This window comes from Flavobacterium sp. LC2016-13 (assembly GCF_009707955.1).
Taxonomy (GTDB): domain Bacteria; phylum Bacteroidota; class Bacteroidia; order Flavobacteriales; family Flavobacteriaceae; genus Flavobacterium.
In genome coordinates this window covers 133116-159067 of record NZ_WMDQ01000002.1, presented here as the reverse complement: position 1 = coordinate 159067, position 25952 = coordinate 133116, and the positions used below count along the sequence as shown (strand labels likewise).

The window sequence follows — 25952 nt, the reverse complement described above, 5'->3', positions numbered from 1 at the left end:
CAATTAATGTATTAATCTCAATCAGTTCAGATTAATTTTATACTTTCGGGAAATGAAACTGTTAAAAGTACATTTCCCGAATTTTATTTTAATACTTCTTATAATCTTAAGTACAACTTCTTGTATAAAAAAAGATCCTCTTCCTATTAAGGAAAAAACAAAAAAAACAGACTACGCTCATTATTTATCATTGGCAGATAAACATTCTGAAAATCAGGTTTACGACAGTGCTTTTTATTATTACAACAAAGCAAGATTAGAATGCAAATCAGATGAAAATGAAAGGATAATATATACCTTGATAAAAATGTCTGCTACGCAGCAAATACAAGGCGATTATTCGGGCAGTGAAACCAATGCAACAGAAGCAATTCCTTTTTTTACTAAAAAAACCAACTCTTATTATGTAGTAGCCATTTATAATATTTTGGGAATTAACTACAAAAACATTTTTGATTTTAATAATGCTATCCTCTATTATAATCTTGCTTATAAATTTTCAGAAGATGATTTACAAAAGTCTATTATAAAAAATAATATTGCTGTTGTATACATCGACAGAGGCTCTTATGAGCGTGCGTTACAAATTCTTCTTCCTTTAGAAAACAAACAACTTGCCGATAATCCTGAAAATAATGCCCGTGTGTTGGATAATATAGGGTTTTGTTATTTTAAACTGAAAAATCCTAAAGCAATAAATTACTTAAACCGATCGCTACAAATAAGAAGGGATATAAAGGATAGTTTTGGAATTACTTCGAGTTTAATGCATTTTTCAGAAATTTATGCCGAAACAAATCAAAAGCTTGCCAAACACTATGCCGACGATGCTTATAAAAAAGCAACGGAAGTAAACAATGTTGATGATCGTTTGTTGTCTTTGGGACTTTCTATCAAAAACTCAAATGGCGATGAATTAAAAAAAACTACGATTCTTTATCTAAAAATAAATGACAGCATTGTTAAGGCAAGACAAAAAGCCAAAAATAAGTTTGCGAAGATTAAATACGATTCTAAAAAAGAAAAAGAGGAAAACCAAAAACTTCGTTTAGAGAAAGCTGAACATTTATTATCGCTTCAGGAAGCTAAATATCAAAAAATAGTTGGTCTGATTGTGTTCTTTTTTCTGGGAATTGTAATTGTAATTCTGATACGATATTATAGACATAAAAACAGGATCGTAAAAATAAAAACGGCTTATGATACTGAAACCAGAATTGCCAAAGATATTCACGACGAACTAGCCAATGATGTTTTTTATGCCATTACTTTTACGCAAACGCAATCTTTAACGAGCGACAATATAAAAGAAACCCTGATTCAAAAACTGGATCATATTTATACCCGCGTCCGCGGAATTTCAAGAGAAAACAATAATATTGATACAGGCGTAAATTATGCCGAAAATATGAAAGAAATGCTTTCGACCTATAATAGCAAAACTACCAATGTTATCATCAACGGTATCGAAAAAGTAAATTGGGATGATATTGATGAAATAAAAAAAGTCGCTGTTCATAGAATATTACAGGAATTGATGGTGAATATGAAAAAACATAGTGATGCACAATTAGTAGTTTTAAAGTTTGACAGCAATTCAAAATCGGTATTTATTGACTACGCGGATAATGGAAAAGGTTTTGAAAAAGAAAAAATTTCAAAAAATGGTTTGCAAAATATGGAAAACCGTATTCAGGCCATAAAAGGATCTATTATTTTTGACACTGAACCTGATAAAGGTTTTAAAGTAAAAATAAAACTGCCTAAATAAAAGCCATATGTTTAAAAAAGTAATAATAGCTGAAGATCTTGATGCAATGAATTTAGGAATTCAGCAGGTCTTAAAAGATTTAAATATTGTAAATTTTCAACATTCAAAATATTGCGATGAAGCTTTACTAAAAGTACGAAAAGCTATTCAGGATAATGAACCTTATGATTTATTAATTAGTGATCTTTCGTTTAAAACTGATCATCGTGAAGTAAAAATTGCCAATGGTGACGAACTGGTTCAAAAAGTTCGTGAATTACAACCGAACATAAAAATTATAGCTTATTCTGTAGAAGATAAAAGTTACCGCATAAAATCGCTTTTTGATAATGCAGAAATTGATGGTTTTGTATTAAAAGGCCTTAACAGTATTGAAGAATTAAAAAAGGCGATTAACTTAATTTATACTTCAGATCAGAAATATATTTCGCCTGAAGTTGCTTCTGCTTTACAGGAAAAGAACAACTACGAAATAGATGATTTAGATATTCAAATCTTAAAACATTTATCGCTAGGAACTCCGCAAGATGATATAACAGAAACTTTTAAGGAATTGAATATAAAACCCAACAGTAAAAGTACCATAGAAAAGAGAATCGCAAAACTTAAAGATTTTTTTAAGGCTAATAATACGATCCATTTGGTTTCGATTACAAAAGATATGGGCATTATTTAAGTTCATCATAATCTTATTATTAATTTCTAAAAGCTCCTTCGGGAGCTTTTTTTATTGGTGGAATATAAAAGTTTTTTGAATTATGGTTTTCCGTAAAATACTGGTTTTTAATGGACTTACTTTTGATTTTAATAAAAAGTAATCCATGAAAATCAAACAATTATATATCGGTCATGTTTGTACATTATGCTGCGGAAGTTTAATTTATATTCTATTTAGAACTTCAAGTTTGAGAATGTTTTCTTGGTTTGAATCATTGAACCTTTTAAGCTTTATAAAAGCGATTAGAAACCGTACCACTATTTACACAAACGATTTATCAGATTTAATTTTATTCTCACTACCAGATGGTTTATGGTTATTTTCATACATAAGCTTAATGTTGTATCTCTGGAAAAATGAAGTGAAATATGAAAATCTACTTTGGATTTTTAGCATTCCAATAATCTCAATTATGTCCGAATTAGGACAAATAATAAAAATTGTACCAGGCACATTCGATATCACAGATTTAGCAATGTATTTGCTAGGAACTTTTTTACCCTTTTTAATTTACCAAAAATCAATAACTATAAATTTAAAACAATCATGAAAAGAAAAGTACAACATTTATTCTCTGCACTAGCTCTTGCAGGATTTATATTCATCGCATTTGGAAGTGGTGATGATGAAAAAAGTAATTATAAAAACAATTATAAAAGTAGTTCTACAGAAATATCAGATACCGAAAGCTCAAAACCCGATGTTGAAATAATTAAGCAGTCTGCAAAATTTGAGCCTACGCTGAATTCGTATACAATTCATTGCCGTCTTAGAAACAATACCAATGAATTGATCACTTATCTTGATCTAAAGGCTACTTTTTATGATAAGGAAGGAAATATAGTAGGAACAGGAATGGGTAATGCCGCAAATTTTGCTGCCGGTGCAGAAAAAACTGTAGATGTCATGGGACTTGATATCCAAAACTGTGAAAATTATGAAGTTGAAATTGGAACTGTATTAAATTAAATTATTAACCAAATAAATCAAAAAAAATGGCAACATCACATGAAATTAAATGTATTAATAAATCTGATAGATATAATATACATGAACGCATTTTACGCATTGGAGGAATAAACAATAATGGCACAATTTGGAGATTATCATTAGATGAAGCAATAGAAGCTATAGAAAATGATAAATGGACATTTTATGTCAATAATGTTTATGGCCAAAAAGTAAATGTAATTATTGCAAAAACTGTGGCTGGAAATAAATATTTAAAAACCGAAGCAGATACGACTGAAAAAAATAATTTACTGGAATTACCTGAATGTAAATAATACAATCATGGGCTTTCGATTTCAAAAAAGAATTAGACTTGGAGGCGGACTGGGATTCAATATTAGTAAATCCGGAATTTCTCCAAGTTTAAAAACGAAAATGGGAACATTTAGCAAAAATGGTTATTCCCTAAAAACAGGCATTTCAGGAGTACGATACCAAAATAGCGGATGCATGATGCTATTTGCATTTACAGGAATCATAACATTTTTAATTTATATCATATGAAAACATTACTAATCATGAACAGCAGAATAAAATACACTGCAATTTTTTTAGCCTTACTATTATTGGGATTAATTTTTTCCTGCTCAGAATCATCAGATGCATCAAGTAAAGATATTTCGAGTTCTACAGAAAATTCATCAGGCTCAAATTGTCCGACTAAAACCTGTGGCGATTTTTCAAGTCAGGCTCAGGCACAGGCAGCTTATAACAGTAACAAAACCTGTTATAAAAACTTGGATGGTGACGGTAACGGAATTGCTTGCGAAAGTTTAAAATAAAAATCTTAAACAATGATAACACTAGAATTAAAAAGCCATTTTTTGAGATTGTATCAAATGGCATTATCCGACGATCAATTTGATGTTTTAGAACTGCAAATGATGTATCATTTTGCTGATGAAAGAGGGATTCCGAGAGAAGAACTTGATAAACTTTTTCTGAATCCGGTTAGCAATGAATTAATTATTCCTGAAGAGCTTAACACGCGAATAGAATATCTATATGATTTTACAAGAATCATTTGGGCCGACGGAAAAATTACTGAAGATGAGCTTAATATGCTTAAAAAGTATTGCAGGAAATTTAATTTTCTGGATGAAAACATCAATGAATTATCAGGCTATCTTATTGATTGTGTTCAGAAGAATATTCAGAAAGAAGAAATTATTAGTCAACTAAACTCTTAAGTTATGAAGTCACTTACACAATTATTCAGTTTAAAAAAAGAAGAGTCTCCTCTTAAGAATTTTGAAGAAAATGAAGAAGACAGAGAACAAATAAGAATTACGTATTATCAGAGTGGTTTTGCCGCTTCTGTAAAAGCTACCGGAAAACCGATTGTTTTAAAAGCGTGTCTGCAAAATCTTTATATGAGTTTTGAAGATCAATGCCGAAAACAAAAACTGGAACAAGACAGACTGAAACAACCTTATCGCGAAGAGCAGGAAAAAAACAGAACTGAACTTAAAAAATCTGAAGCCGCAATTGGTATTTACGAAAAAAAGGAACAAGATCTTAATGATAATATCGACCATATCAAAAACGAAATTATTGAAGTAAAACGCAATCCTGACAAATACGGAATTGAAGACGGAAAAGGGTTAAAAGCGCAATTTTACATCGGATTATTTCTGTTGTTGCCTATTACATTGTATGTTTTGGTTTTCTATATTTCTGCGTCGTATTCTGCTTTTTTTAAAGAATTTGCAAATGATAGTTTAACAGCCGCAATTTTTGATGCAGATGCTCTAAACAATTCTTTTAAAGCAAGTTGGCTAGAAGGTGTTTTGGTTGTTACCATTCCGTTTGTGTTTATGGGATTAGGTTATGTAATTCATATGGTTCAGAAAGGAAAAGGCATAAAAAACGTTTTTAGAATGATTGCGCTTTTTGTTACCACATTTTTGTTTGATGCATTGTTGGCGTATCAAATTGAAAAGAAAATATATGAGTTCAATAAAACCACTGATTCAGCGCCTTATAATTTAAATATAGCATTGGGCGAAGCAGAGTTTTGGATGATCATTTTTGCCGGATTTGTCGTGTATATTATCTGGGGACTTGTATTTGATTTTGTGATGAAAGAATTTGAAAACATCGATAAAATCAGGGCTTTTATAAGAGGCAAAAAAGAAAATCTTCTTGATTTAGAAAAATTAAAGGCAGATTACATCAATAAAACTAATGGTTTTAAAGAGCAAATTGTAACTATAAACGGTAAAATATCAGAACTTCAATTGAAAGTCGATGGTTTTGTTTTTCCTGTAAAAGAATATCTGCATTATCACCATCAATATAAAGAAGGTTGGTTTCAGGCCATTAATACCGAAATTGCTTTACCTCATAAAGAAAAAGTAGAATTACTTGAAGGATGTGAAAATTTATCTGAAGAACATCTTGGCAGATTAAATTTAGTTGACCCTGATTTTCAACATTTAGTATATTTTAAAAACTAGTATTATGAAAAATATTTTACTAAAAATGGGAATGTCTTTATTATTGATTTTATTTTTTTCATGCAAAGAAGAACCTAAGAATGAACAAAAAGAAGCTGTAACTAAAAGTCCCGCAAGCGAAAACTATAATATTAGTATTCTCCTGGATTTATCAGACCGAATAAGCCTTCAAAAAAATCCAAATCCTACAATGGAATATTATGAGAGAGATTTAGGGTATATAAAATCTGTTTCGGAGGCATTTACGCAACATTTAAAATCAAAAAGAATACGACAAATTGATGATAAAATGCAGGTATTTTTTAATCCGGAACCTTTAGATCCTGAAATCAATTCGATATCAAAAAACCTAAGAATTTCGATTGATAAAAATAATGCATCCAAAAATTTATTGAATTCTATTAATGCAAGTTACGCTTCAAAAACATCAAAAATATATGATTCGGCGATAAAAGATAATAATTTTATTGGTTCTGATATCTGGAACTTTTTTGACAGTAAAGTAAAAGATCAATGTACGGAAGATGGCTATCGAAATATTCTTATTTTATTGACGGACGGTTATATGTTTCATGAAAATACGGTTGTAACAGAAGGCAAACGAACAACTTATATTACTCCCGAATTAATTAGAAAGAATGGATTAAATACTCAGGATTGGGAGAAAAAAATAAAAGATCAGGATTTTGGATTTATAAAAGCCAGTGACGATTTCTCAAATCTCGAAGTTTTAGTTTTAGGAATTAATCCCAACAAAAATAATCCTTATGAGGAAAAGGTGATAAAAGCGTATTGGACTAAGTGGTTTACAGAGATGAAAGTAAAACATTTTGAAATTAAAAACGCTGATTTACCGTCTAATATGGAAAAGATAATTCAGGATTTTATTCTTAAAAAATCAAACCAATAATCACGTATAAATACGCAATTACAGCATAATTGTTCTAACTATATTTATAAAAAAAACAATGCTAGCTAAATGTAGAACTTTATCATTTTTTGCATTCTTCATTATGTGGGGATGCAAAAAAGAAATCCCTCCGTCGTATAAAATGAACACCTTTTACAAAGAGGTAATTACATCGGATGACAGAAAAATTATTACGCCCGAAGAAGCCAAAACGTATCATGTTAACAAAGAATATCAATACGAATACCGAACAGGAAAATCAGGTCATTATGAGTATAATTACGATGTAAAAGGTGTGAATACAAAAGGAGATTCTGTTCGGGGAAATATTAATATTGAAGGAAAATATGGTGCCGGAATATTAATTTTTGATACGATTGAAGATCTTGAAATTAAAGCCGAATGGATTAATCATGGAAAACTTAAAGCCGCAGACAAATATGGGAATGAATATTACTTAATCGTGAATTAATTCACAAAACCTCAAACCTGCTTCAATGAAATATACTACTCTCCTACTATTTATTTTTTTGACTTCTTTTTGTCCTGTTGAAACCAGTGTTTATATCTGCGGGCCAACAGGAGCGAAAAAATATCATTATAAAGAAAATTGCCGCGGATTAACCGCCTGTAGACATGTGTTAACCAAAGTAACGGTTTCTCAGGCTCAAAACTACGGGCTAACTCTTTGCGGTTGGGAAGATTAATTTTTGAATTGAAGTCGAATAAAAATAAGATTTAAAACGTATTACAAATATCATTTTTAAGGGCAAAAGGTAATCTTTATCTTTTGCCTTTTTCGTATCTATTAATTTCTATTTACCTCATTATAAACACTATAATAAATTTAAAAATGAGTATTATTAAAAATAATATTATAAACGAAAGAAAAATTTAGTTAACTTTAACAATAATTACCACATAAAAATAAAAGCCATTTAAGGCTAACTTTTACTCCAAGCCAATAATCATCGCCATTTCTCTCAAAATTACATTAGTAGTCCTATTTATTTTAAGCAGTTTTATTAATCATATTAAAAACTCTATACAAATGAAATATAATACACTAATATCTGCCATTTTTTTAATTTTTAGCTTGCAAATTTCCGGTCAGGTTTATACTGAAAAAATAGTTGGAGAAAAAAACAAGGAACTTAAAGACAGTCTTAAAGTCGAAAAATATCCTTATGCATTGCCAATTTGGGGAGAAAAAGTAGCCCAAAAGGGATACAAATTACCTTATTCTGCAGGATTGTCAATAAATTACTTTTGGCAGGATTCTGAAATTGTAATAAGCGATTTGGAAATTGGCTTTAATAATGGCCCAAAATATAATCTTGACGAAATTGTACGATTTGACAAATCTTCTGTCGAGGCTGCAGCAGTTACCATTCGCCCGGATGTGTGGTTGCTGCCTTTTTTAAATGTATACGGAATTTTTGGTAAAGGTAAATCTACAACAAAAATCAATGCTGGAATCTGGGTTCCTGATGCTGATAATAATTGGTCGGAAATTGCTAATTTCAGTACAAGAGCAAATTTTGATGTTACAACATTTGGTCTTGGGCTAACTCCTACTATTGGTATTGCCGGCGGTTGGTTTGCGCTTGATATGAATATGTCATGGAGTGATGTTAGTGGTCTGGAAAAACCTGCTTTCTCGTATATTTTTGGCCCAAGATTAGGTAAGACTTTTAAACTTAATAAGCCGGAACAAAATATTGCTGTTTGGGTTGGTGGTTTTAGAGTTCATATTGGAGGCGACACTGATGGAAACATCAATTTATCCGATATTTTGCAATTAGACGGCGCTCAGCAAAAAGTAGACAATGGCATTGAAAAAGTAGCTGAAAACCAAACAAAAGTTGATAACTGGTGGAATTCATTAACGCCTGCACAACAAGCAAATCCTGTAAACAATGCGAAACATAATACAGCAAACAGAGCGCTTGAAAGTGCGGGAAATATTCTAACAACTTTAGACGGTGCTTTAAGTACTGCCGGTTCATCGACTATACAATATTCGCTTCAGAAAGCGCCAAAAGATATGTGGAATTTTATTGTTGGATCTCAATTTCAATACAACAAACACTTTATGTTTAGAGTTGAAGCAGGATTTCTGGGAAGTCGTACACAGTTTTTAGGTGGGCTGCAATATCGTTTTGGACTTTAACTTCATCAATATGAAAAAAGGTATATTATTACTTAGCACTTTTTTTTTTATCGCCAATGCGCAATCTCAAGTTTTAATTTCCTTAATTTTTGGAGATAAACTTAATTCTCCTTTTTTGGAATTTGGTTTGGATGGTGGTCTTAATTTTTCGACTATTTCTAATTTAGATACTTCGGGAACAGAACCGGGATTTAATCTTGGTTTCTATTTCGATATTCGATCTAAAAAAAATCCGGCATGGATGATTAATACAGGAGTAATTGTAAAATCGCCAATGGGCGCGCACGGTTTACCGGTGTATTCTCTAAACGATGCTAATTTAGATAACACTTTTGCCGGCGGAAGTGTCGACAGGGAAATTCGTTATTTTAATGTTCCGATTCTAATTAAATATCAATTTAAAAATAATATTTATCTTAAAGCCGGTCCTCAATTAGGATTGCTGGCCAAAGCTTTTGATAAGTTTCATAAAGAATATGATGGCGATGATGTAGTTTACAAACACAATATCAGGGATCAGATTCATGTAATAGATGCCGGAATTGCATTTGGCGCGGGTTATCACATGAATGTTGGAAACGGACTTAATATCACGGTTCAGTATTATTTAGGATTGGTTCCTGTTATGAAAGGCGATTTATATCCTGATCAATATAACAGATCTTTATATGTAACGGCAGGAATACCAATTGGAAAAGGAAAAGCTGCCCAAAAAAGAGCCGAAAAAGAAGCCGAAATGAATAAAATTATTCTTCCTCAGGATGAAAAATAATATAAAAGCCTGCTCAAATTAATGAGCAGGCTTTTGACTTAAAAATAAACTAACACAAAACTAATTGTATCCTTGATTTTGTTTAAATAATTTTTGATCTATAACGGTTTGTGGAATTGGAAATATTCTTCTAAAAGGTTGAGAAGCAGCTTTTGCAGTTCCGGCTAAATCAAATTTCCCAAAACGGATGCTTTCCGGTCTTCTTTGTAATTCCCAATACAATTCGAAACCTAATTCTTTATACAATTGCTCTGAATCTAAAGCAGTAAGTGCTTTCCCCGGAGCATTTCCATACAAAGATTCTCTTTTTCTGCTTGTACGCAATTTATTCAAATCGTCCATTGCTGAACCTGTAGCTCCTTTTCTAAAATAAGCTTCAGCTCTGATTGCATATATTCCTCCTAAACGGAATAACGGAATATCAACATTACTGTTACCGTTTCCTCCTTCCGGATCAAATTCATATTTAAAAACACGCGCTCCCTGATTGATTTCGTTTTGGGCAAAAACAGATTTAGTAGGATCTGCAAACGTTAATGTTGGCGTAAAATCCATTCTGGTAGTCGTACTTTTTTCCATAACTAATGGAGAAACTTTAATACGGTTACCAATCATTTCGAACGCTGCCGAAGTCAATAATACTGGACCATATTGTGGTCCGGCCTGAATACCTCTGTTAAAATGAAACCAAGGCGTAGCAGGGCTACTTTTAATTACGATGTCTGTTGCAGGAACACTTACATCTGTACCATCATTCATAAACCATGTACCATCAGCATATTGGTAATGTTGTTCAAATCTTGGATCATCATGATTACCAGCCCATGATGCATAGAATTCAGGAGTTGTACAAGCAGCATTTGTTCCTCTATTAACAGCAGATGTTCTCTGGTTACGCTCCATACATACATAAGCAAAACTGTTTGAACCGTTTCTGATGTAATCTATTTTTTGAGAAATAGCAAAAATAAGCTCTTTACCATTATCGTTATCTCTTGCAAAGTTTTTAAAATAATCGCTCTCCAAACTAAATTTCCCTGAGTCGATTAGCAAAGAAGTATAATAAATAACACGGTCCATATCTGTTCCTGTACTTCCGGTTACAGCTGGTTCATTAAAATTAAAGCCTGATCCTGCATTGAAACGATCTTTAAATACAGCACGATTTAAGTACATTGTAGCTAAAAAAGCATAACCGGCTTGTTTAGTAAAACGCCCGTGGTATGTTCTTTGTGTACCAATATCAGCCAAATCAGGTAGTAAAGCTTCAACATCAGTGATCAATTTATCGATTTGAGTTTCTGCTTTTAAAATTTGTATAGGTGCCTCCACATTCAATGGATCTCTATATGGAGCTTGTCCGTAAAGATCTAACGTCGTGTAGGTATAATAAGCTAAAAGCGCTTTTGCCTCTGCCAAAAATAATGTCTTTTCAGGAAATGTATTTTCTTGTGCTGACTTAATAGCAGTCAAAGAACGTGTAATTCCGTTTGTCAATAAATCCCAGTTACCTACTACAATGGCATTACTTGAACTCCATGTAAATTCGTGCATGTCTCTCCATTTTCCACCATCTCCCCAGTCACTTCCGCGAGTTGGTAAAATAGCTTCATCTGTAGTATATTCCTGCATAGAAAAAACAGCTCCGTGATCTGTAAAAGTTCCGTCTCCAAGTCTGTCATAAGCTGCAGCAAGCGCCCCTGCAGGATCTGTAGCGTCAGTTCCCAATTTTTCATCTAATACAGCTTCATCAAGATCTGTACAGCTGTTTAAAAGAAAAATAAAAGAGAATATAGTTATAATTTTTATGCTAAAAAATGTCTTTGTCTTCATGATTTATAATTTTAAAGTTGCTCCGAAACTGAACGTTCTAGAAGTTGGGTAAGCAGCGTAATCAATACCAATAGATTGGTTTCCTCCGTTAGATTTTGGACTGTTAATTAATGGGTCATATCCTGAATAATGTGTGATTGTAACAAGATTTTGACCTGTTATATAGAGTGTTAATCCGTTTAACCAGCTTAGGTTTTTTAAATCAAAATTGTAACCTATACGAGCCGTATTTAATCTGATAAAGTCAGATTTCTCTAAGAAAAGCGTTGATAAAATTGGTGAATTTGTTGCGTTTGCACCAGACTCATAATAACCTGTAGCAACGTTTCTGTCAGAAGCAAGGTTGTTGATGTTTAAGGCATTTAATCCTGTATTATTCAATAAATAACCTCCTGTTTGACCAATGATTGAGAATGAAAAACTAAAGTTTTTATATTTCATATCACTATTAAGACCGTAGTAAAAAGTTGGTAAAGCGCCTTCGATAATAACTCTGTCGCTGTTATCAATTTTACCATCTCCGTTTTGATCCTTAAAAATATTTCCACCTTTACTATCAAAACCAGTATGCTCTAACAAATAAAATGAACCTGCTGCATAACCACTTTTGTAAATGTTGGCATTTACCCCAGATTGTCCAGGACCTGAAATTGTTCCTGTTAAGATTTCTGAAACCGGTAAATCTTCAATTTTATTGTTTAATGTAGCTCCGTTTACATCAACATTCCAGCTAAAGTTTTTAGTGTCAATTAATTTTGTACCCAACATAAACTCAAAACCTTTATTAACGATTTTACCGTCAATATTAGTCCAAACTGTTGTTGTTGGTTTTAAAGGGCTTGAAGGAACATTTAAGATTGCATCTGTAGTTGTTTTGTTGAAATAATCAAGAGTTCCGTACAATTTATCACTCCATAAACTGAAATCCAAACCTACGTTGTATTGTGTAACAACCTCCCATTTTAAATCAGGATTTGCAGTTCTCGTTACAGAAACTCCATTTACTAAAGTCAAATCATCATACAAATAATATCCGTCAGGACCAGATAAGGAATAACTTGCTTTTGTAAGTTTGTTTTGAACTTCCTGATTTCCAGTTTGTCCCCAACTTGTTCTCAATTTTAAATTGTTTATAGCCGTTACATTTTCTAAGAAACTTTCTTTAGAAATATTCCATCCTAAAGCAAATGAAGGAAAGTATCCATATTTGTTATTATCACCAAAACGAGTAGACCCGTCAGCTCTCATCGAAGCTGTTAGTAAATATTTATCGTTAAAAGTATAGTTTAATCTTCCAAAATAAGATTGCAATTCGTTTTCCTGAGCAAACCCTATTGTTCCTGATTGCGTTCCTGCAAAACCAGGGTTAATTGATGGTTTTATACCAGCTCCCTGAGCAGCAATTCCGTCAATACTGAAAGTAGTTCCTGATGTTTCAAATTTTTGATAAGAGAAACCACCTAAAACTTCAAATTTATGTTTATCTAACAATAAATTATAAGTTAAATAATGCTCGATCAAAGAGTTTTTAGAATCTAAATTATTTTGAACATATTTTCCTTTTGGATTTAAATCTGTTACGTTTGGATAAATAGTTGTATTTCTTTCAGATGTTGAACGATCTATACCAACGTTTAATTTATACTCTAATCCGTCGATAATTCTAAAAGAAGTCTCTAAATTCCCTAAAACTCGTAACGTACGAGTCTGATCCTCATAAATACTTAATAAATAAGCAGGATTATAATGCGCATTCATGTTGAAGTTTGTATACTTTCCGTTAGCATCAAAAACAGATCTTGTTGGGTTTGCCATCAAAGTATGTACGATCAATTGTCCGTTAGAACCACCGTCATCACTTGTAGGAACACCATCATCTGTAGTTTGACTCGCCGTAAGATTCACTTTTAGTTTTAAACGTTTGTTATCTAAAAATGATTCAGCAGCATTAATTCTACCAGAAAGACGTTTAAAATTACTATTACGAATAATACCTTCCTGATCCATTTGTGAAACAGATGCATAATAATTTCCTGATTCTGTTTGTTTAGCAAAAGACAAAGAGTTGTTTTTAGTAACTGCACTTCTGTAAATTACATCTTGCCAGTCTGTGTTTCCTCCGTGATCAAAAGCTGGATCTTTAATCGCTTTTCTGTATTCATCTGCGCTTAAAACATCTAATTTATGAGCTACATTCGAAACTCCCATATAAGTATCATAAGTTAATGTTCCTTCGCCTTTAGATCCTTTTTTAGTGGTAACCAAAACAACTCCGTTAGAACCTCTTGCTCCGTAAATAGCAGCTGCAGAAGCATCTTTAAGAACCGTAATCGACTCAATATCACTTGTATTTAAAAAGTTTAATGGATTTTTTGCTGATGAAGCTCCAAAACCAACATTAGTTCCTGTTGGGCTTACATCATCATTAGACAATGGCAAACCATCAACAACAAATAAAGGTGTACTACCGCTTCTGATAGATCCAACTCCACGAATGGTAACGTTTACACCAGCTCCAGGCTCCCCGCTTGTATTAACCACACGTACACCGGCGACTTTTCCCTGAATTAAATTATCTACAGAAACGTTAACACCTTGTTTAAAATTTGCTGCTTCTAATTGTGTTACAGCTCCGGTTACATCTTTTTTAGATTGTTTACCGTAACCAACCACTAATACTTCGCTTAATTCTGATGTATTAGGCTCTAACTGAATCGTCATGAAGTTTCTTTGAACTCCAACCGTTTTCGTTTTATAACCTAAATAAGAAACTTCGATTGTTTTTCCTTCTGTTACAGAAAGCTCAAATTCACCGTCAAAATTACTAGTTGTAGCATTTTTAGTTTCTGTTTCTAAAATTGAAACTCCAGGCATTGGTACACCGTTTTCGTCAACGACTTTTCCTTTTACTTTAATTTTTTCTGCTGATGCTGCAATTTTTGCAGGAGCAGTTTTTTGGATTAAAACTAGTTTTCCGTTGATGTTGTAATTGAAATTCGCTTTTTTAGAAAGATCGCTTAAAATTACAGCTACAGGTTCGTTCGTATAATTTACAGTATAAACTGTATTATCAGAGATAATAGCTTGTCCGTAGCTGAATTTATAATCCGTTTGTTTACTTAATTTCGAAAAAATAGAAACCAGTGTTGCTTTTTCTATTTTATTATCTACATTTGATTTTTTGTAATTGGTTGTACTGTAACCACTTTGAACGGTCAGTAACGCCAGGGCTAAAAAGAAAATTCCTTTTAGAAGATTTAAATTGATTCGTTTAAAATACATGATTTAAGTTATTGGTTTTTCGATACTTAATTATTAATTGCAGTTGTTCTCAGCAACTGCTTTTTTTGTTTTTAGTTCACTTTTACTATCTTGTCATACACATTAAATTTTAGGTTTGTGATATAATTTATTTGTTTTAAGATACTTTCTAAAGAGGCATTTTTTTCTATAAACACCGTTACAGGAACTGTTAGAACCGATTTATTTTCGAATTCAAATGTTACTCCGTATTTATATTGCAAAATGGTAGTTACTTGTTGCAGCGTAGCTTCATTTAAGGTAATATCAGTGTTATACCAATTAATACCCAATGTTTTATCAATAGGAAGTTTGCTTAGTTTTTCACCAGAAAATAATGCTTCTTCATACGGTACTAAATCGACACTTTGCCCTTTTGAAGAAACATTTACTTTTCCGGTAACAACAATTACTTCGCATTTTGTTTTTGATAGCTGAATGTGGAAAGAAGTTCCCACAACCCGCGTTTGAATTTCTCCTGAATGAATAATAAAAGGATGTTTTTTGTCTTTGGCTACTTCAAAAAAAGCATTTCCTTTTAAAAGGGAAACTTTTCTTTCTGAACCAGTGAATTTTTCAGGATATTGAAATAATGAATTTGCTGCCAGATAAATTTTCGAGCCATCACTTAAATTGATAGATTTGGGGACATCTGATGTTTTAAATGTTAATTGCTTTTCGTTAGCAATACTCGGTTTATAGAAAATTCCTAAACCAACAAGAAAAAGAATACTGGCAGCGGCCATGTATTTTAAATAAGGAAAAGATTTTTTCTTTTCCATTCGAAGTTGAATTCCTTCGTATATATTTTTAGAAACTTCATCTGGATTTCCCATGGAAGCATCGTCCCATTTTGAATTCTGATATTCATTTAATGCAAAATTGTGCAACAAATCTTCTTCTAATCTTGACGTTTTATTTCGAGAACTTTTATCGATTAAACGTTCCAGACTATGCTTGATTCTTTTTACCATAATATTTATTATTACTAGTAAGTACAAGAATCATCAAATCGTACTATCCGCAAATATTATGAAACCATTAACAGAAAGTTATCTTAAAAAATTATGATTAAAAATAACGATTGGAGCCAGCCACGTCATATCTTTCAAGCCTTCGCGCAATTGTTTTAAACCAGAAGAAATTTGATTTTTAACAGTTTGCTTAGAAATTCCAAGTTCATCAGCAATTTGATCGATCGTCATATCCTGCATTTTATACATTAGTAAAACCTCTTTTCTCTTTTCGGGAAGTTTATCTAATAAGGTATAAAGCATATCTAAAATTTCAGGATCAATTGTCGCAAAATGATCAATTACATAATCTTCAAATTTATCTTCGAGAACCGTCTTGTCAAACTTATTATTTTGGTAATGTTTGAAAACCTGATTTTTTACCGCACGAAATAAATAAGGTTCGATAGCATTAATATTAAGTTCCTCTTTTCGTTCCCATAAATCGATAAATACATCCTGAACAATGTTCTGTGCCAAGTCTTTATCCTGAGTCATCGTATACGAAAAAGCATTCAGCTTTTTCCAGTATTCGGTATACGTTTTCTCAAAGATTTCGGGAGTGTTCATAGTTTATTTTGGTAGGATTTGTTGATGTAAAATAATAAAATGTTATACCAATGCTTTTTTCCTGAACGTTATCTTTAAATTAAGAAATGCCTGCATTTGTTTTATTAATACTACTTTTTTAAGTCGAAAATGACACTCAGTTTGTGATTTGTTTTTTTTTAAGTAACACAAAAATCAGATCTTGATTCTAATTTAGTAATCTCAAAAAATGACAAAGTTCACTTGTCTTGTCCCCACTCTATTTATTAATTTCTATTTACTTCAATCTATGAAACAAATTCTGTTTACATTATTAATTACTATTGCCGTAACTTATAATACTTCCGCGCAAAGTGATGATCTAAAAATAAATCAATTACAAGTTATCGGATCTCATAATAGTTACCGACACAATATTGAAACCGATTTATTCAATTTTATTCAGGCAAAAGATACTACGCGTTCTTTAAAAGGTTTGCAATACACGCATATTCCTCTTACAGACCAATTGAACAAAGGTTTGCGAAATCTTGAAATTGATGTTCAGGGCGATGTTAAAGGTGGAAAATTTACGCATCCAAAAGGTTTAGATCTTGTAAAATCGCAAGAAGCTTACGACCCAAATGGAGAAATGAAAAAACCGGGTTTTAAAGTCTTTCACATGATTGATATCGATTTTAGAACTTCATGCTACACGCTTCAAAACTGTCTTGCAGAACTAAAAAAATGGTCTGATGCAAATCCTGATCACGTTCCGGTTTTTATTACTTTAGAACCAAAAGATGATGATAGTTTTTTAGGCACAAAAGCAGAGAAATTTACATCTGAACTTTTTGATGCTTTGGATAAAGAACTTCGTAAAGGTTTAGGAAATAAACTCATTACACCGGATATGGTGCGAGGAAAATATAAAACGCTTGAGGAAGCTGTTTTAAACAACAATTGGCCAACATTGAAAAAAGCCAGAGGAAAATTTTTGTTTATTTTGGATAATAACGGAGCCAAAAGAGATTTATATGCTTTAAATCATCCGTCATTAAAAGGGCGCGCGGTTTTTATTAATGCAGAACCTGGAAAACCCGAAGCGGCAACTTTATTCAGAAACAATTCTGAAGATCCTGAAATTGCTGATTTAGTGAAAAAAGGATATATCATCAGAACCAGAGCTGATTCTGATACCAAAGAAGCCAGAGCGAATGATTACAGCCATTTTGAAGCTGCAAAAAAATCTGGTGCTCAAGTAATTACTACAGATTATTATTTGCCAAGTACGTTTTTTAATTCTCCATATCAAATTAAATATGATGACGGAACTTATGTGAGAGTTGATCCGGTTAATGGAGCTAAATAAGTTTCAGGTTTTTTTAGTTTCAGGTTTCAGGTTTTACGTTGTGTGAAACTTGAAACCTGATTTTTTTTGCGTTTTTTTTTACGCAGATTTGGCAGATTGAGCAGATTTTTTTCATTCTGTTGATAGTGATAAAGTTGTGTCATTTCGATCCCGAGGCTTCGGAAGAGAAATCACATTCAGAGAGCAACGAACGTAACTCCGCAATCAAAGTCAGAAACAATAATAAAGATTCTGCAGACGGATACAGCAAACGGATACAGCACATGTGATTTCTCCCTTCGATCGAAATGACACAAAATGAGCAGATTTTTTATTCTCATTTAATAATTAACCACGAAGCTGTGTCATTTCGATCGAAGGGAGAAATCACATCCAGAGAGCAACGAACGTAACTCCGCAATAAAAGTCAGAAACAATAATAAAGATTCAGCAAACGGATTCAGCACATGTGATTTCTCCCTTCGGTCGAAATGACACAAAATGAGAAAAAAAACTTTGCGATTAAATATTACTTCAAACTCTTAATCTCTCCTGTTTTCAAATCAACCGTAAAATGATCTGCCGGAACTTCGTGCATGAATTTATTAAAGATTATAAGAAATAATCGCATTTGGTTTTGCAATGGTTTTTCTTTTGAATTATCATCTTTATGGTTTTCAAAAAATAAGTTTGAAAGCAATTTGTATACTTTCGCTCTTTTTTCTCCAACATCAGTTAAAGCCAATTCATCGGCACTTCTAAAACGATAAAAATCGACCAGGAAATCATAACCAGTCCAATTAAGGTCTTGTTTTTTGAGTTTGTTTTCGGCTAGAATTTTGTTTGTTTTAAGTTGAGCTTCCTGCCATTGTTTTTGAAAGGTTTCTTTGTTTTTGAGAATAACATCAAAATCTTTATCAGCTTGAATATTCGCCAATACCAATAAATCTTCTCCTGAAACATTCAAAATAAATTCTTTGAATGCTGCAGGCCAATCATCTGCCAAAAACCTCAACCTAACTAATTCTTTCAAATGGAAATCGGTGAAATCGTGGTAATTTTTGGTTTTTAAAATATCGATATTCCAGATATCTTTTGTTTTTTGATTTTGTAAAAATTGATATTCCATTTTATACAAATCAAAAAGTTCATCAAATCTTGCAACTTTATCAATAGTTATGGTTTGAATATCAACAAGATTATCTTTTTTAATCGTCAATAATTTATAAGCCGGAATATATGCTGCCAATGATGGCGTTTGAATATTTACCAAAGTATTGCCTTTTTGCGTTGTGCGTGTTCCCGTATCGTTTATGTGCATGTGTCCGCCAAAGTGAATTTTAAGTCCTGCATCTGCAAAAACCTGTGCTACTTCTTCAACAGGAACTCGGTTTAATTGCCATTTGTTTGGGCCAAGCAATTCTTTTATTTCCGCAGAAGCGTCATCATTAAAATCAATCATTGGGAAATGACTAAAAGCGATTAATGTTTTGCCTTGCTGTTTGGCTTGCGCCGAAATTTCTTCGACCCATTTTATAAGATGTTTTTTATTCGAAAGTACATTATTGTATCCTGTACTGGCTTCAGAGTAATTTTTAGGATCTTTAGGATCTGTTGTTGCTTCTTTTTTAGGAATATAAACATTTCCGTCAATTGCCATTAACCACAGTCCTTCAACAGGTTCTACGACATAACTTACGTCAGGAACTTCATATCCGGGCGCAACATTATAAACTCTGTTTGATAATAAAGCAGCTTGAGAAGCTTTTTCAAAACTATAATTTTGACTGTTGTAAGTTGCAAAAGGCGTTGACCAGAATTTGTATTTTTTGTCTGGATAAAAACCGAAATTTTTTAATCCGTCTGTAATTCCTAAATAACCCATTTTAGCAATATCGGCGGTTACAACTACAGGCAGTTCGCTAGTTAAATTTGGCTTATACATGTCGATTTTGCTATAAATGGGCTGGCTTTTACCTTCTTTTCCTAAAAAATCTTCTTTACCGGATTCTTGCGCAAAAGGTCCAACGGGATCGTGATTTCCTGTTGTAATAAAAAATTCTATGTTGTATTTTTTGCTGTATTGATTTAAGATTTCTTCTAAACCACGAACGTGAATAGGCTGTCCGTCATCTGTATAATCGCCCGGAAGTGCGACGTATTTTATTTTTCGCTTTGCGATATCTTCTAAAGCGGCAATAAAGGCAAAGTAATTTTCATTGAATATTCTGGTAGAATGCAATTGAGAAGCCATCGTTCTCATTAAGGTATATTTTCCGGTTTTTGGATTTAAAATGCCTCGATATTCATTATCTGAAAATTTTCCGAATAAATCCTGCAAATGCACATCAGACAAAAAAGCAACCTGAACGCCGTCGAGATTTTTTTGTTGTGCTGAAATCGTAAAATTGAAAAGGAAAAGAATAAGAAAAGTTGAAACGTAATTTTTATGTGGAAATGTAATTTTTGAAGTCATTGGTATTCTTTTTTGCAAATGAAATTTTTGGAATGTTTTTAAAGTGGTTCTCAAAAAACAATTTGCAATTTTATCGATTTAAACCCAGAACGGGTTTAAACTATTGTTACCGAATGATAATCTTATTTATTTACTGAAATTATTTAATCTATAGCGTAATAAATTTCAACAAATAGAAACATAGATTCTGTGCGCTAAAAATAGGCATTTCACTTGTTTGAACACACATAACTATGTGAAGGAAATTTGTTTCTTTTTGTATTCTTTTTAAAATAGAAAATCTATGTTTCTATGTGTTAAAAAAAATTATTTATTTACTGAAATTATAAATTTCAATATTCCCTCAATGTCTAATACATAATCGGGTGTTGTATTTAAGATGGCGTTGTTGGGCATAAAAGGCATATCTGCAGAATCAGGATCCTGCACAATAACCAATCCGCCGGCATTTTGAATTGCTTTTAATCCTTCTGTTCCGTCAGAATTGGATCCTGATAATAAAATTCCGACTAAACTATCGCCATAAATTTCTGCTGCCGACTCAAAAGAAACGTCGATACTTGGTCTGCTGTAGTTTATTTTTTCAGAAGTATCGAGAGCAAGAAAATCATTTTTTTCGAATAATAAATGATAGTTTGATGGTGCTATATAAATAAAACCCGGTAATAATGGCGTTTTGTCTTCTACGGGTTTTACGGTTATATCTGTTTTTAGTTTTAGTAATTCTTCCAGGGTTAAATCATCTGTGCTTCTTCGGTGAAGTACAATTACCAAGGCAAACGCATTTAGGGCGGAAACATAAGGCAAAATCTGCAATAATGCATTTAAACTTCCCGCTGATCCGCCTACAATAACTACTTTACATTTTGGTATTATTTGATCTTCCTCCATATTTTCTCTTTCTCTAACTGTTTGTATTTAGTTGTAGATATCGAATATTTGATCGTTTCTTTTGTTCCTAAAGCCAGAAAACCTAACATAGACAGACTGTCGTCGAATAAATTAATAACTCTTTTTTGCAAATTGTTGTCGAAATAAATCATCACGTTACGACATAAAATAAAATCGAACTCATTAAATGAATTATCTGAAACTAAATTATGTTGTGAGAAAACCATTTTTTCGGCTAAATCTTCATTGAATTTTGCAATTCCGTAATTGGCAATATAATAATTCGAAAAGTCTTCCTGACCACCAGATTCACGATAATTTTCTGAATATTCTTTCATGGCACGCAACGGAAAAATTCCCTTTTTGGCTGTTTCCAGTACTTTAGAATTTATATCTGTTGCATATATCAACGATTTATGAAGAAGTCCGGCTTCTTTTAATAAAATAGCCATCGAATACACTTCTTCGCCCGTTGAGCAGCCTGCATGCCATAAACGTATAAAAGGTTTTGTGGCCAATAAGGGCAAAATCTCGGTTCTGACTACTTTATAAAATTGTGGATCACGAAACATCTCCGTTACATTTACGGTAATTTCGTCGATCAGATTTTTATAATATTCAGCGTCGTATCTAACTTTAGACAAAAATTCATAAAAGCTTTTAAATCCGTCTAAATGGTAAATTCTGTTAACGCGTCTTTTTAAAGAAGCTCTGGAATAACTTCCAAAGTCAAAACCGTAATATTCGTAAATATCGTTTATAAGGGTTTCTAACTCAATGTCTTCTATCATAATAACTTATATATTACTTAATGCCCGAAGTAATCTGTCTACATCAATTGGTTTAGATACATAATCATCTGCTCCGGCCTCAAGGCATTTTTCTTTATCTCCTGTCATGGCCTGCGCCGTTACAGCAATTACTAATACATCTTTTCTGGATGGTATTTTTTTTATTATCGGAATTGCTTCATAACCATCCATTTCAGGCATCATCATATCGATTAAAACAGCATCGATAACTTCATCTGTTTCCAGTAATCTTATCGCTTCTTCTGCACTTAAACAAGACAAACAATCAAATGATTTAGCCCGCAGTGTATTTACCAAAGCAAAAATATTTCGAGAATCGTCATCAATAATTAAGAGTCGTTTTTTGCTCATATTTTCTTTACATTAATTTTTATCATACAACCACACACGCAATAATGACAATAACTGATCGATATCTACAGGTTTTGTAATGTAATCTGAAGCTCCGGCTTTGATACATTTTTCTCTGTCTCCGGTCATTGCTTTTGCTGTTACCGCTATTAATGGCAAGCTAATAAATTTAGGGATCGTTCGTATTTTTTCGGCAGTTTCGTAGCCATCCATATTAGGCATCATCATGTCTAACAAAACAATGTCTGTATCAGGATGTTCCTCTAATATTTTTATGGCTTCGTTACCGTCAAATGCTGAAATTACGTTCATTTTAAAAACCTCAAGGGCTTTTGTCAGCGAATATATATTTCGAACATCATCATCTACAATTAAAACCTTTTTATCATGTAGAATATTATTTAGTAAATTTAGTTTTTTATAACTTTCTTTTTTACTATCTCCTCCTTTATTTTCTTCTACCAAATGTAAAAATAGCGAAACCTCATCGAGCATTCTTTGGTATGAATGAGCTGTTTTTACGATAATAGAATCGGCGTATTTTTTAATTTTAACTTCTTCTTTCAATGATAAACTTTTTCCTGTAAATACAATTACCGGAAGATTTTCTAATCCAGGCGTTTTTTTAACACTGTCCAGAATTTCATAAGCATGCTTATCCGGAATTCCCATATCGAGAATAACGCAATCTACTTCTGTTTTGTTTAAAGCCACTAAACCATCTGCAACTTCACTTTTAATCTCAGAATTAATATTATATGTTTCTAAGAAATAAGCAAGTGCCTGAGCATGTTTCGGGTTATCTTCAATAATTAAAACCTTTTGAGATTCTTTGTTAATGATGTGTTCTATACGCATAAACACTTCGGGAATTTTCTCGAAAGTGACTGGTTTATGCAAGAAATCGATCGCACCTTTTAATAAACTTTCCTGTTTTAATTTGTGCGAAGACATAATATGAACCGGAATATGTTTGGTCTGAATGTTATTTTTTAATTCTTCCAACACTTCCCAACCGCTTTTTATTGGTAATTCGATATCGAGTAAAATTCCGACTGGTCTGTAAAGAATAGCAAAATTTAAGGCATAATCTCCACGAACAGAAACAATGGCTTTGTAACCATTTTTTCGGCTAAATGTTAAAAGTGATTTTGCAAAATTAATATCATCTTCAACAATCAGGATTACTTTATCACCTTCAACAATATCATCTCTGTCATCTTCTATTTCATCCGGAATTATCGTAGAGAGATATTTGTTTTTGACCTCTTTTAATTCTTCAACTTCTGCATCTGTAATTTGTACCGGAGGCGATTTATCAACAATTACTTTTTTGTTAATTGATCCGTAAACCGGTAAACATAATGTAAAACTACTTCCCTTGCCTACTGTACTATGCAGGATAATTTCTCCGCGAAGCAATTTTGCCAGTTCACGGCTAATCGATAATCCTAAACCTGTACCGCCATATTTACGTTTTGTAGAACCGTCTGCTTGTTGGAAAGCTTCAAAAATAAGTGGTTGTTTTTCTAACGGAATTCCGATTCCGGTATCTTTTACGATGAAGCAAATAACTTTTTCATCGTCATCATTTATTTTAATTTCTAAACTTACGGACCCTTTTTCTGTAAACTTAATGGCATTCGAAATTAAGTTTTTAAGAATTTGCTCTAATCTCATTTTGTCTGTTTTAATGACAATTGGAGCTTCTTTCGAGATAATTTCGAAGTTAATATTTTTCTCTTTCGCTACTTGTGTAAATAAACTTGATATACTATCTGTGATTTCTTTAGTAGAAACATCTAAAAATTCAAGTTCCATTTTACCGGCTTCAATTTTAGATAAATCCAAAATTTCATCAATAAGTCCCAATAAACTATTTCCTGAACTCTGAATAACTTTGGCAAATTCGATTTCCTCGTTATTCATGCTTTGGTTATTATTCTCAGACAATAAACGGCTTAAAAGCAAAATAGAGTTTAAAGGCGTTCTTAATTCATGCGACATATTGGCAAGAAACTCAGATTTATAACGCGTTGTAAGTTCTAATGCTTCAGATTTCTTTTGAATCTCGTTATTTTTTTCTTCTAATAAAACACTTCTTTCAGAAAGTTCTTCATTCGTTTGTTCCAGTTCTTCCTGTTGTACTCTTAATTCTTCTTCAGAAGCCTGTAATTTCTCTGTTTGCGCTTCTAGTTCAGCATTAATACCTTCCAGTTCACTATGTTGCATACGTAACTCTTCAGATTGTGATTGGGTTTCTTCCAATAACTCCATAACACGTTTACGATTTTGGGTCGATTTTATCGCAATTCCGATATTATTAGACACAATTCTCAAAAACTCTAAATGAAGTTCTGAAAAACCGTAAATACTTGCCAATTCCAGCGCACCTTCTACTCTTGTATCAAGCAACGGAAGTGCTACAATATGTGTTGGTTTTATTTCGCCCAAAGCATAATTAATCTGAATGGAATCCTCCGATATTGTTTTCAATTCTAATAATTCACCCGAAACAATCGCTTGTCCTAATAAACCTTCTCCTTTTTGTATACGTTCACGGTTTTTGGTTGGTATATAACTATAACCCGCAGTCGCGTACAATTCATCGCCGTCAAGAACGTACAAAATCCCTGCGCTGCTATTGGTGTAATGGCATAAAAATTCGATAATATCTTTTGCCAGCTGATTCATTACTTTATCGCCCAACATGACATTATTAAGGCTCGCAATACCGGTTTGAACCCATTCTTTTTCAGATAATAAACCAAAAGATTTTTTTAAGGCACCGCTCATGTTGTTCAGTGATTCTCCCACGCTGCCCAGCGCATCTGCCTGATTATCATCGACACGAATGTCATAATTTCCATTCGAAATATTAACGGCAATTCCGCTAATGGCTTCAATTCTGTCTGCGGTTTCTTTATCTTTTTTGACTAACTCTTGTTGAAGCGCAGTACGTTCGTTATAATCTTTTAAAATTCGAATTAAAAAAACAATCGAAATGACAAAGGCAATAATAAAAGCAATAACAATTAAAATAATACTGTAATTACCGTAATTATCAGAGTTTTGGCTTCGTTCTTTTAAAAGTAATTGCTCCCGGTTTTCAATTTGCTTAAAATAACTTCTCAATTCATCCATCATTCTTCTTCCTTCGTTAAGGTCGAATACTACGGATGTTTTTCCTAATCGTTTTTTTACGATTTGATTGTTTAAATATTTAAAGAAATTAGATCGAAGTCCTTTTAATTCAGTTAAAGCTTTTTGTTGGAAAGGATTATCAATAGTAAGCTCATCCAGTTTTTCAAAGTATGTATTTGATTCTGCTTCATAAGCATTATATCTTGACACAAACTGTTCATCTCCGGTGATCAAATAGCCCCGCATACTCGTTTGAGCATCTGTAAGTGTCGATGATCCCTGATTTAAGTTATAAATAACATCCTGAGTATGATTTACCCAAAAATTACTTTGCAGCAAATTCTTTATACTAAGAAATGAAGCTGTTGAACTAATCATCAATACTAATATCGATGCCAGCGAACTGACTAATAAATTCCTTTTAAAATTGTTTTTCATA

The 25952-nt window shown here is 32.5% G+C and carries 24 protein-coding genes; 15 read left to right on the top strand and 9 right to left on the bottom strand.

From position 1 onward, the window contains the following. The first annotated feature begins 52 nt into the window (after nt 1-52). From GKZ86_RS04415 to GKZ86_RS04350, 14 genes are all read left to right on the top strand, one after another. Nucleotides 53-1771 carry a tetratricopeptide repeat-containing sensor histidine kinase gene (locus tag GKZ86_RS04415; RefSeq protein ID WP_228526532.1) on the top strand — a complete coding sequence of 573 codons (1719 nt, stop codon included), beginning with the start codon at nt 53-55 and terminating at the stop codon, nt 1769-1771. A 7-nt stretch (nt 1772-1778) separates the two neighbouring features. Continuing rightward, nucleotides 1779-2447 carry a response regulator gene (locus tag GKZ86_RS04410; RefSeq protein ID WP_154781899.1) on the top strand — a complete coding sequence of 223 codons (669 nt, stop codon included), beginning with the start codon at nt 1779-1781 and terminating at the stop codon, nt 2445-2447. Between the two features lie 145 nt (nt 2448-2592). Next, nucleotides 2593-3039 (top strand): hypothetical protein, encoded by a 447-nt coding sequence (locus GKZ86_RS04405; protein ID WP_154781898.1) that lies wholly within the window; start codon nt 2593-2595, stop codon nt 3037-3039. Then, a complete protein-coding gene (locus GKZ86_RS04400; RefSeq protein ID WP_154781897.1) occupies nt 3036-3458 on the top strand; it encodes an FxLYD domain-containing protein in 423 nt (140 codons plus the stop codon). Before GKZ86_RS04405 ends, GKZ86_RS04400 begins: the two co-directional genes overlap by 4 nt. A 26-nt stretch (nt 3459-3484) precedes the next feature. Next, a complete protein-coding gene (locus GKZ86_RS04395) occupies nt 3485-3775 on the top strand; it encodes a DUF3892 domain-containing protein (RefSeq protein ID WP_154781896.1) in 291 nt (96 codons plus the stop codon). Nucleotides 3776-3782: 7 nt separating this feature from the next. Continuing rightward, on the top strand, nt 3783-4004 hold the full coding sequence (locus tag GKZ86_RS04390; protein WP_154781895.1) for a DUF4236 domain-containing protein: 222 nt from the start codon (nt 3783-3785) through the stop codon (nt 4002-4004). Then, nucleotides 4001-4282: an excalibur calcium-binding domain-containing protein gene (locus GKZ86_RS04385; RefSeq protein ID WP_228526531.1), complete on the top strand. Its 282-nt coding sequence runs from the start codon at nt 4001-4003 to the stop codon at nt 4280-4282. The genes GKZ86_RS04390 and GKZ86_RS04385 overlap by 4 nt, the downstream gene beginning before the upstream one ends. A 12-nt stretch (nt 4283-4294) precedes the next feature. Further along, nucleotides 4295-4690 carry a hypothetical protein gene (locus tag GKZ86_RS04380; protein ID WP_154781894.1) on the top strand — a complete coding sequence of 132 codons (396 nt, stop codon included), beginning with the start codon at nt 4295-4297 and terminating at the stop codon, nt 4688-4690. Nucleotides 4691-4693: 3 nt separating this feature from the next. Continuing rightward, nucleotides 4694-5959: an ABC transporter permease gene (locus tag GKZ86_RS04375; RefSeq protein ID WP_154781893.1), complete on the top strand. Its 1266-nt coding sequence runs from the start codon at nt 4694-4696 to the stop codon at nt 5957-5959. Between the two features lie 4 nt (nt 5960-5963). Then, a complete protein-coding gene (locus GKZ86_RS04370) occupies nt 5964-6869 on the top strand; it encodes a hypothetical protein (protein ID WP_154781892.1) in 906 nt (301 codons plus the stop codon). 58 nt (nt 6870-6927) lie between these two features. Next, the gene (locus tag GKZ86_RS04365; RefSeq protein ID WP_228526530.1) at nt 6928-7341 is read left to right on the top strand and encodes a hypothetical protein; all 414 of its coding nucleotides are present in this window, start codon (nt 6928-6930) and stop codon (nt 7339-7341) included. Nucleotides 7342-7366: 25 nt separating this feature from the next. Continuing rightward, nucleotides 7367-7576 carry a hypothetical protein gene (locus GKZ86_RS04360; RefSeq protein ID WP_154781891.1) on the top strand — a complete coding sequence of 70 codons (210 nt, stop codon included), beginning with the start codon at nt 7367-7369 and terminating at the stop codon, nt 7574-7576. A 344-nt stretch (nt 7577-7920) separates the two neighbouring features. Next, nucleotides 7921-9042 (top strand): hypothetical protein, encoded by a 1122-nt coding sequence (locus GKZ86_RS04355; protein WP_154781890.1) that lies wholly within the window; start codon nt 7921-7923, stop codon nt 9040-9042. Between the two features lie 10 nt (nt 9043-9052). Further along, complete coding sequence (locus GKZ86_RS04350) at nt 9053-9814, top strand: porin family protein (protein WP_154781889.1); 762 nt, start codon at nt 9053-9055, stop codon at nt 9812-9814. Between the two features lie 60 nt (nt 9815-9874). On the opposite strand, the gene GKZ86_RS04345 is transcribed toward GKZ86_RS04350, so the two are convergent. The 4 genes from GKZ86_RS04345 to GKZ86_RS04330 all read right to left on the bottom strand — a co-directional run bounded on the left by GKZ86_RS04345 (nt 9875) and on the right by GKZ86_RS04330 (nt 16530). Then, nucleotides 9875-11647: a RagB/SusD family nutrient uptake outer membrane protein gene (locus GKZ86_RS04345; protein WP_154781888.1), complete on the bottom strand. Its 1773-nt coding sequence runs from the start codon at nt 11645-11647 to the stop codon at nt 9875-9877. Nucleotides 11648-11650: 3 nt separating this feature from the next. Then, on the bottom strand, nt 11651-14929 hold the full coding sequence (locus tag GKZ86_RS04340) for a TonB-dependent receptor (RefSeq protein ID WP_154781887.1): 3279 nt from the start codon (nt 14927-14929) through the stop codon (nt 11651-11653). Nucleotides 14930-15000: 71 nt separating this feature from the next. Beyond that, nucleotides 15001-15921 carry a FecR family protein gene (locus GKZ86_RS04335; protein WP_154781886.1) on the bottom strand — a complete coding sequence of 307 codons (921 nt, stop codon included), beginning with the start codon at nt 15919-15921 and terminating at the stop codon, nt 15001-15003. A 78-nt stretch (nt 15922-15999) separates the two neighbouring features. Further along, nucleotides 16000-16530 carry an RNA polymerase sigma-70 factor gene (locus tag GKZ86_RS04330; protein ID WP_154781885.1) on the bottom strand — a complete coding sequence of 177 codons (531 nt, stop codon included), beginning with the start codon at nt 16528-16530 and terminating at the stop codon, nt 16000-16002. Between the two features lie 268 nt (nt 16531-16798). On the opposite strand from GKZ86_RS04330, the gene GKZ86_RS04325 reads away from it, so the two are divergent. Beyond that, the gene (locus GKZ86_RS04325; protein ID WP_154781884.1) at nt 16799-17860 is read left to right on the top strand and encodes a phosphatidylinositol-specific phospholipase C1-like protein; all 1062 of its coding nucleotides are present in this window, start codon (nt 16799-16801) and stop codon (nt 17858-17860) included. A 508-nt stretch (nt 17861-18368) separates the two neighbouring features. On the opposite strand, the gene GKZ86_RS04320 is transcribed toward GKZ86_RS04325, so the two are convergent. From GKZ86_RS04320 to GKZ86_RS04300, 5 genes are all read right to left on the bottom strand, one after another. Further along, nucleotides 18369-20315 carry a metallophosphoesterase gene (locus GKZ86_RS04320; RefSeq protein WP_154781883.1) on the bottom strand — a complete coding sequence of 649 codons (1947 nt, stop codon included), beginning with the start codon at nt 20313-20315 and terminating at the stop codon, nt 18369-18371. Between the two features lie 306 nt (nt 20316-20621). Further along, on the bottom strand, nt 20622-21206 hold the full coding sequence (locus GKZ86_RS04315; RefSeq protein ID WP_154781882.1) for a chemotaxis protein CheB: 585 nt from the start codon (nt 21204-21206) through the stop codon (nt 20622-20624). After that, nucleotides 21188-21997 carry a protein-glutamate O-methyltransferase CheR gene (locus GKZ86_RS04310; protein ID WP_154781881.1) on the bottom strand — a complete coding sequence of 270 codons (810 nt, stop codon included), beginning with the start codon at nt 21995-21997 and terminating at the stop codon, nt 21188-21190. The genes GKZ86_RS04315 and GKZ86_RS04310 overlap by 19 nt, the downstream gene beginning before the upstream one ends. Before the next feature lie 6 nt (nt 21998-22003). Next, nucleotides 22004-22369, bottom strand: a complete 366-nt coding sequence (locus tag GKZ86_RS04305; protein ID WP_154781880.1) for a response regulator — start codon at nt 22367-22369, stop codon at nt 22004-22006. Nucleotides 22370-22381: 12 nt separating this feature from the next. Then, entirely contained in the window at nt 22382-25951 is a 3570-nt protein-coding gene (locus tag GKZ86_RS04300; RefSeq protein WP_154781879.1) for a response regulator, read from the bottom strand. Nucleotide 25952: the final 1 nt, after the last annotated feature.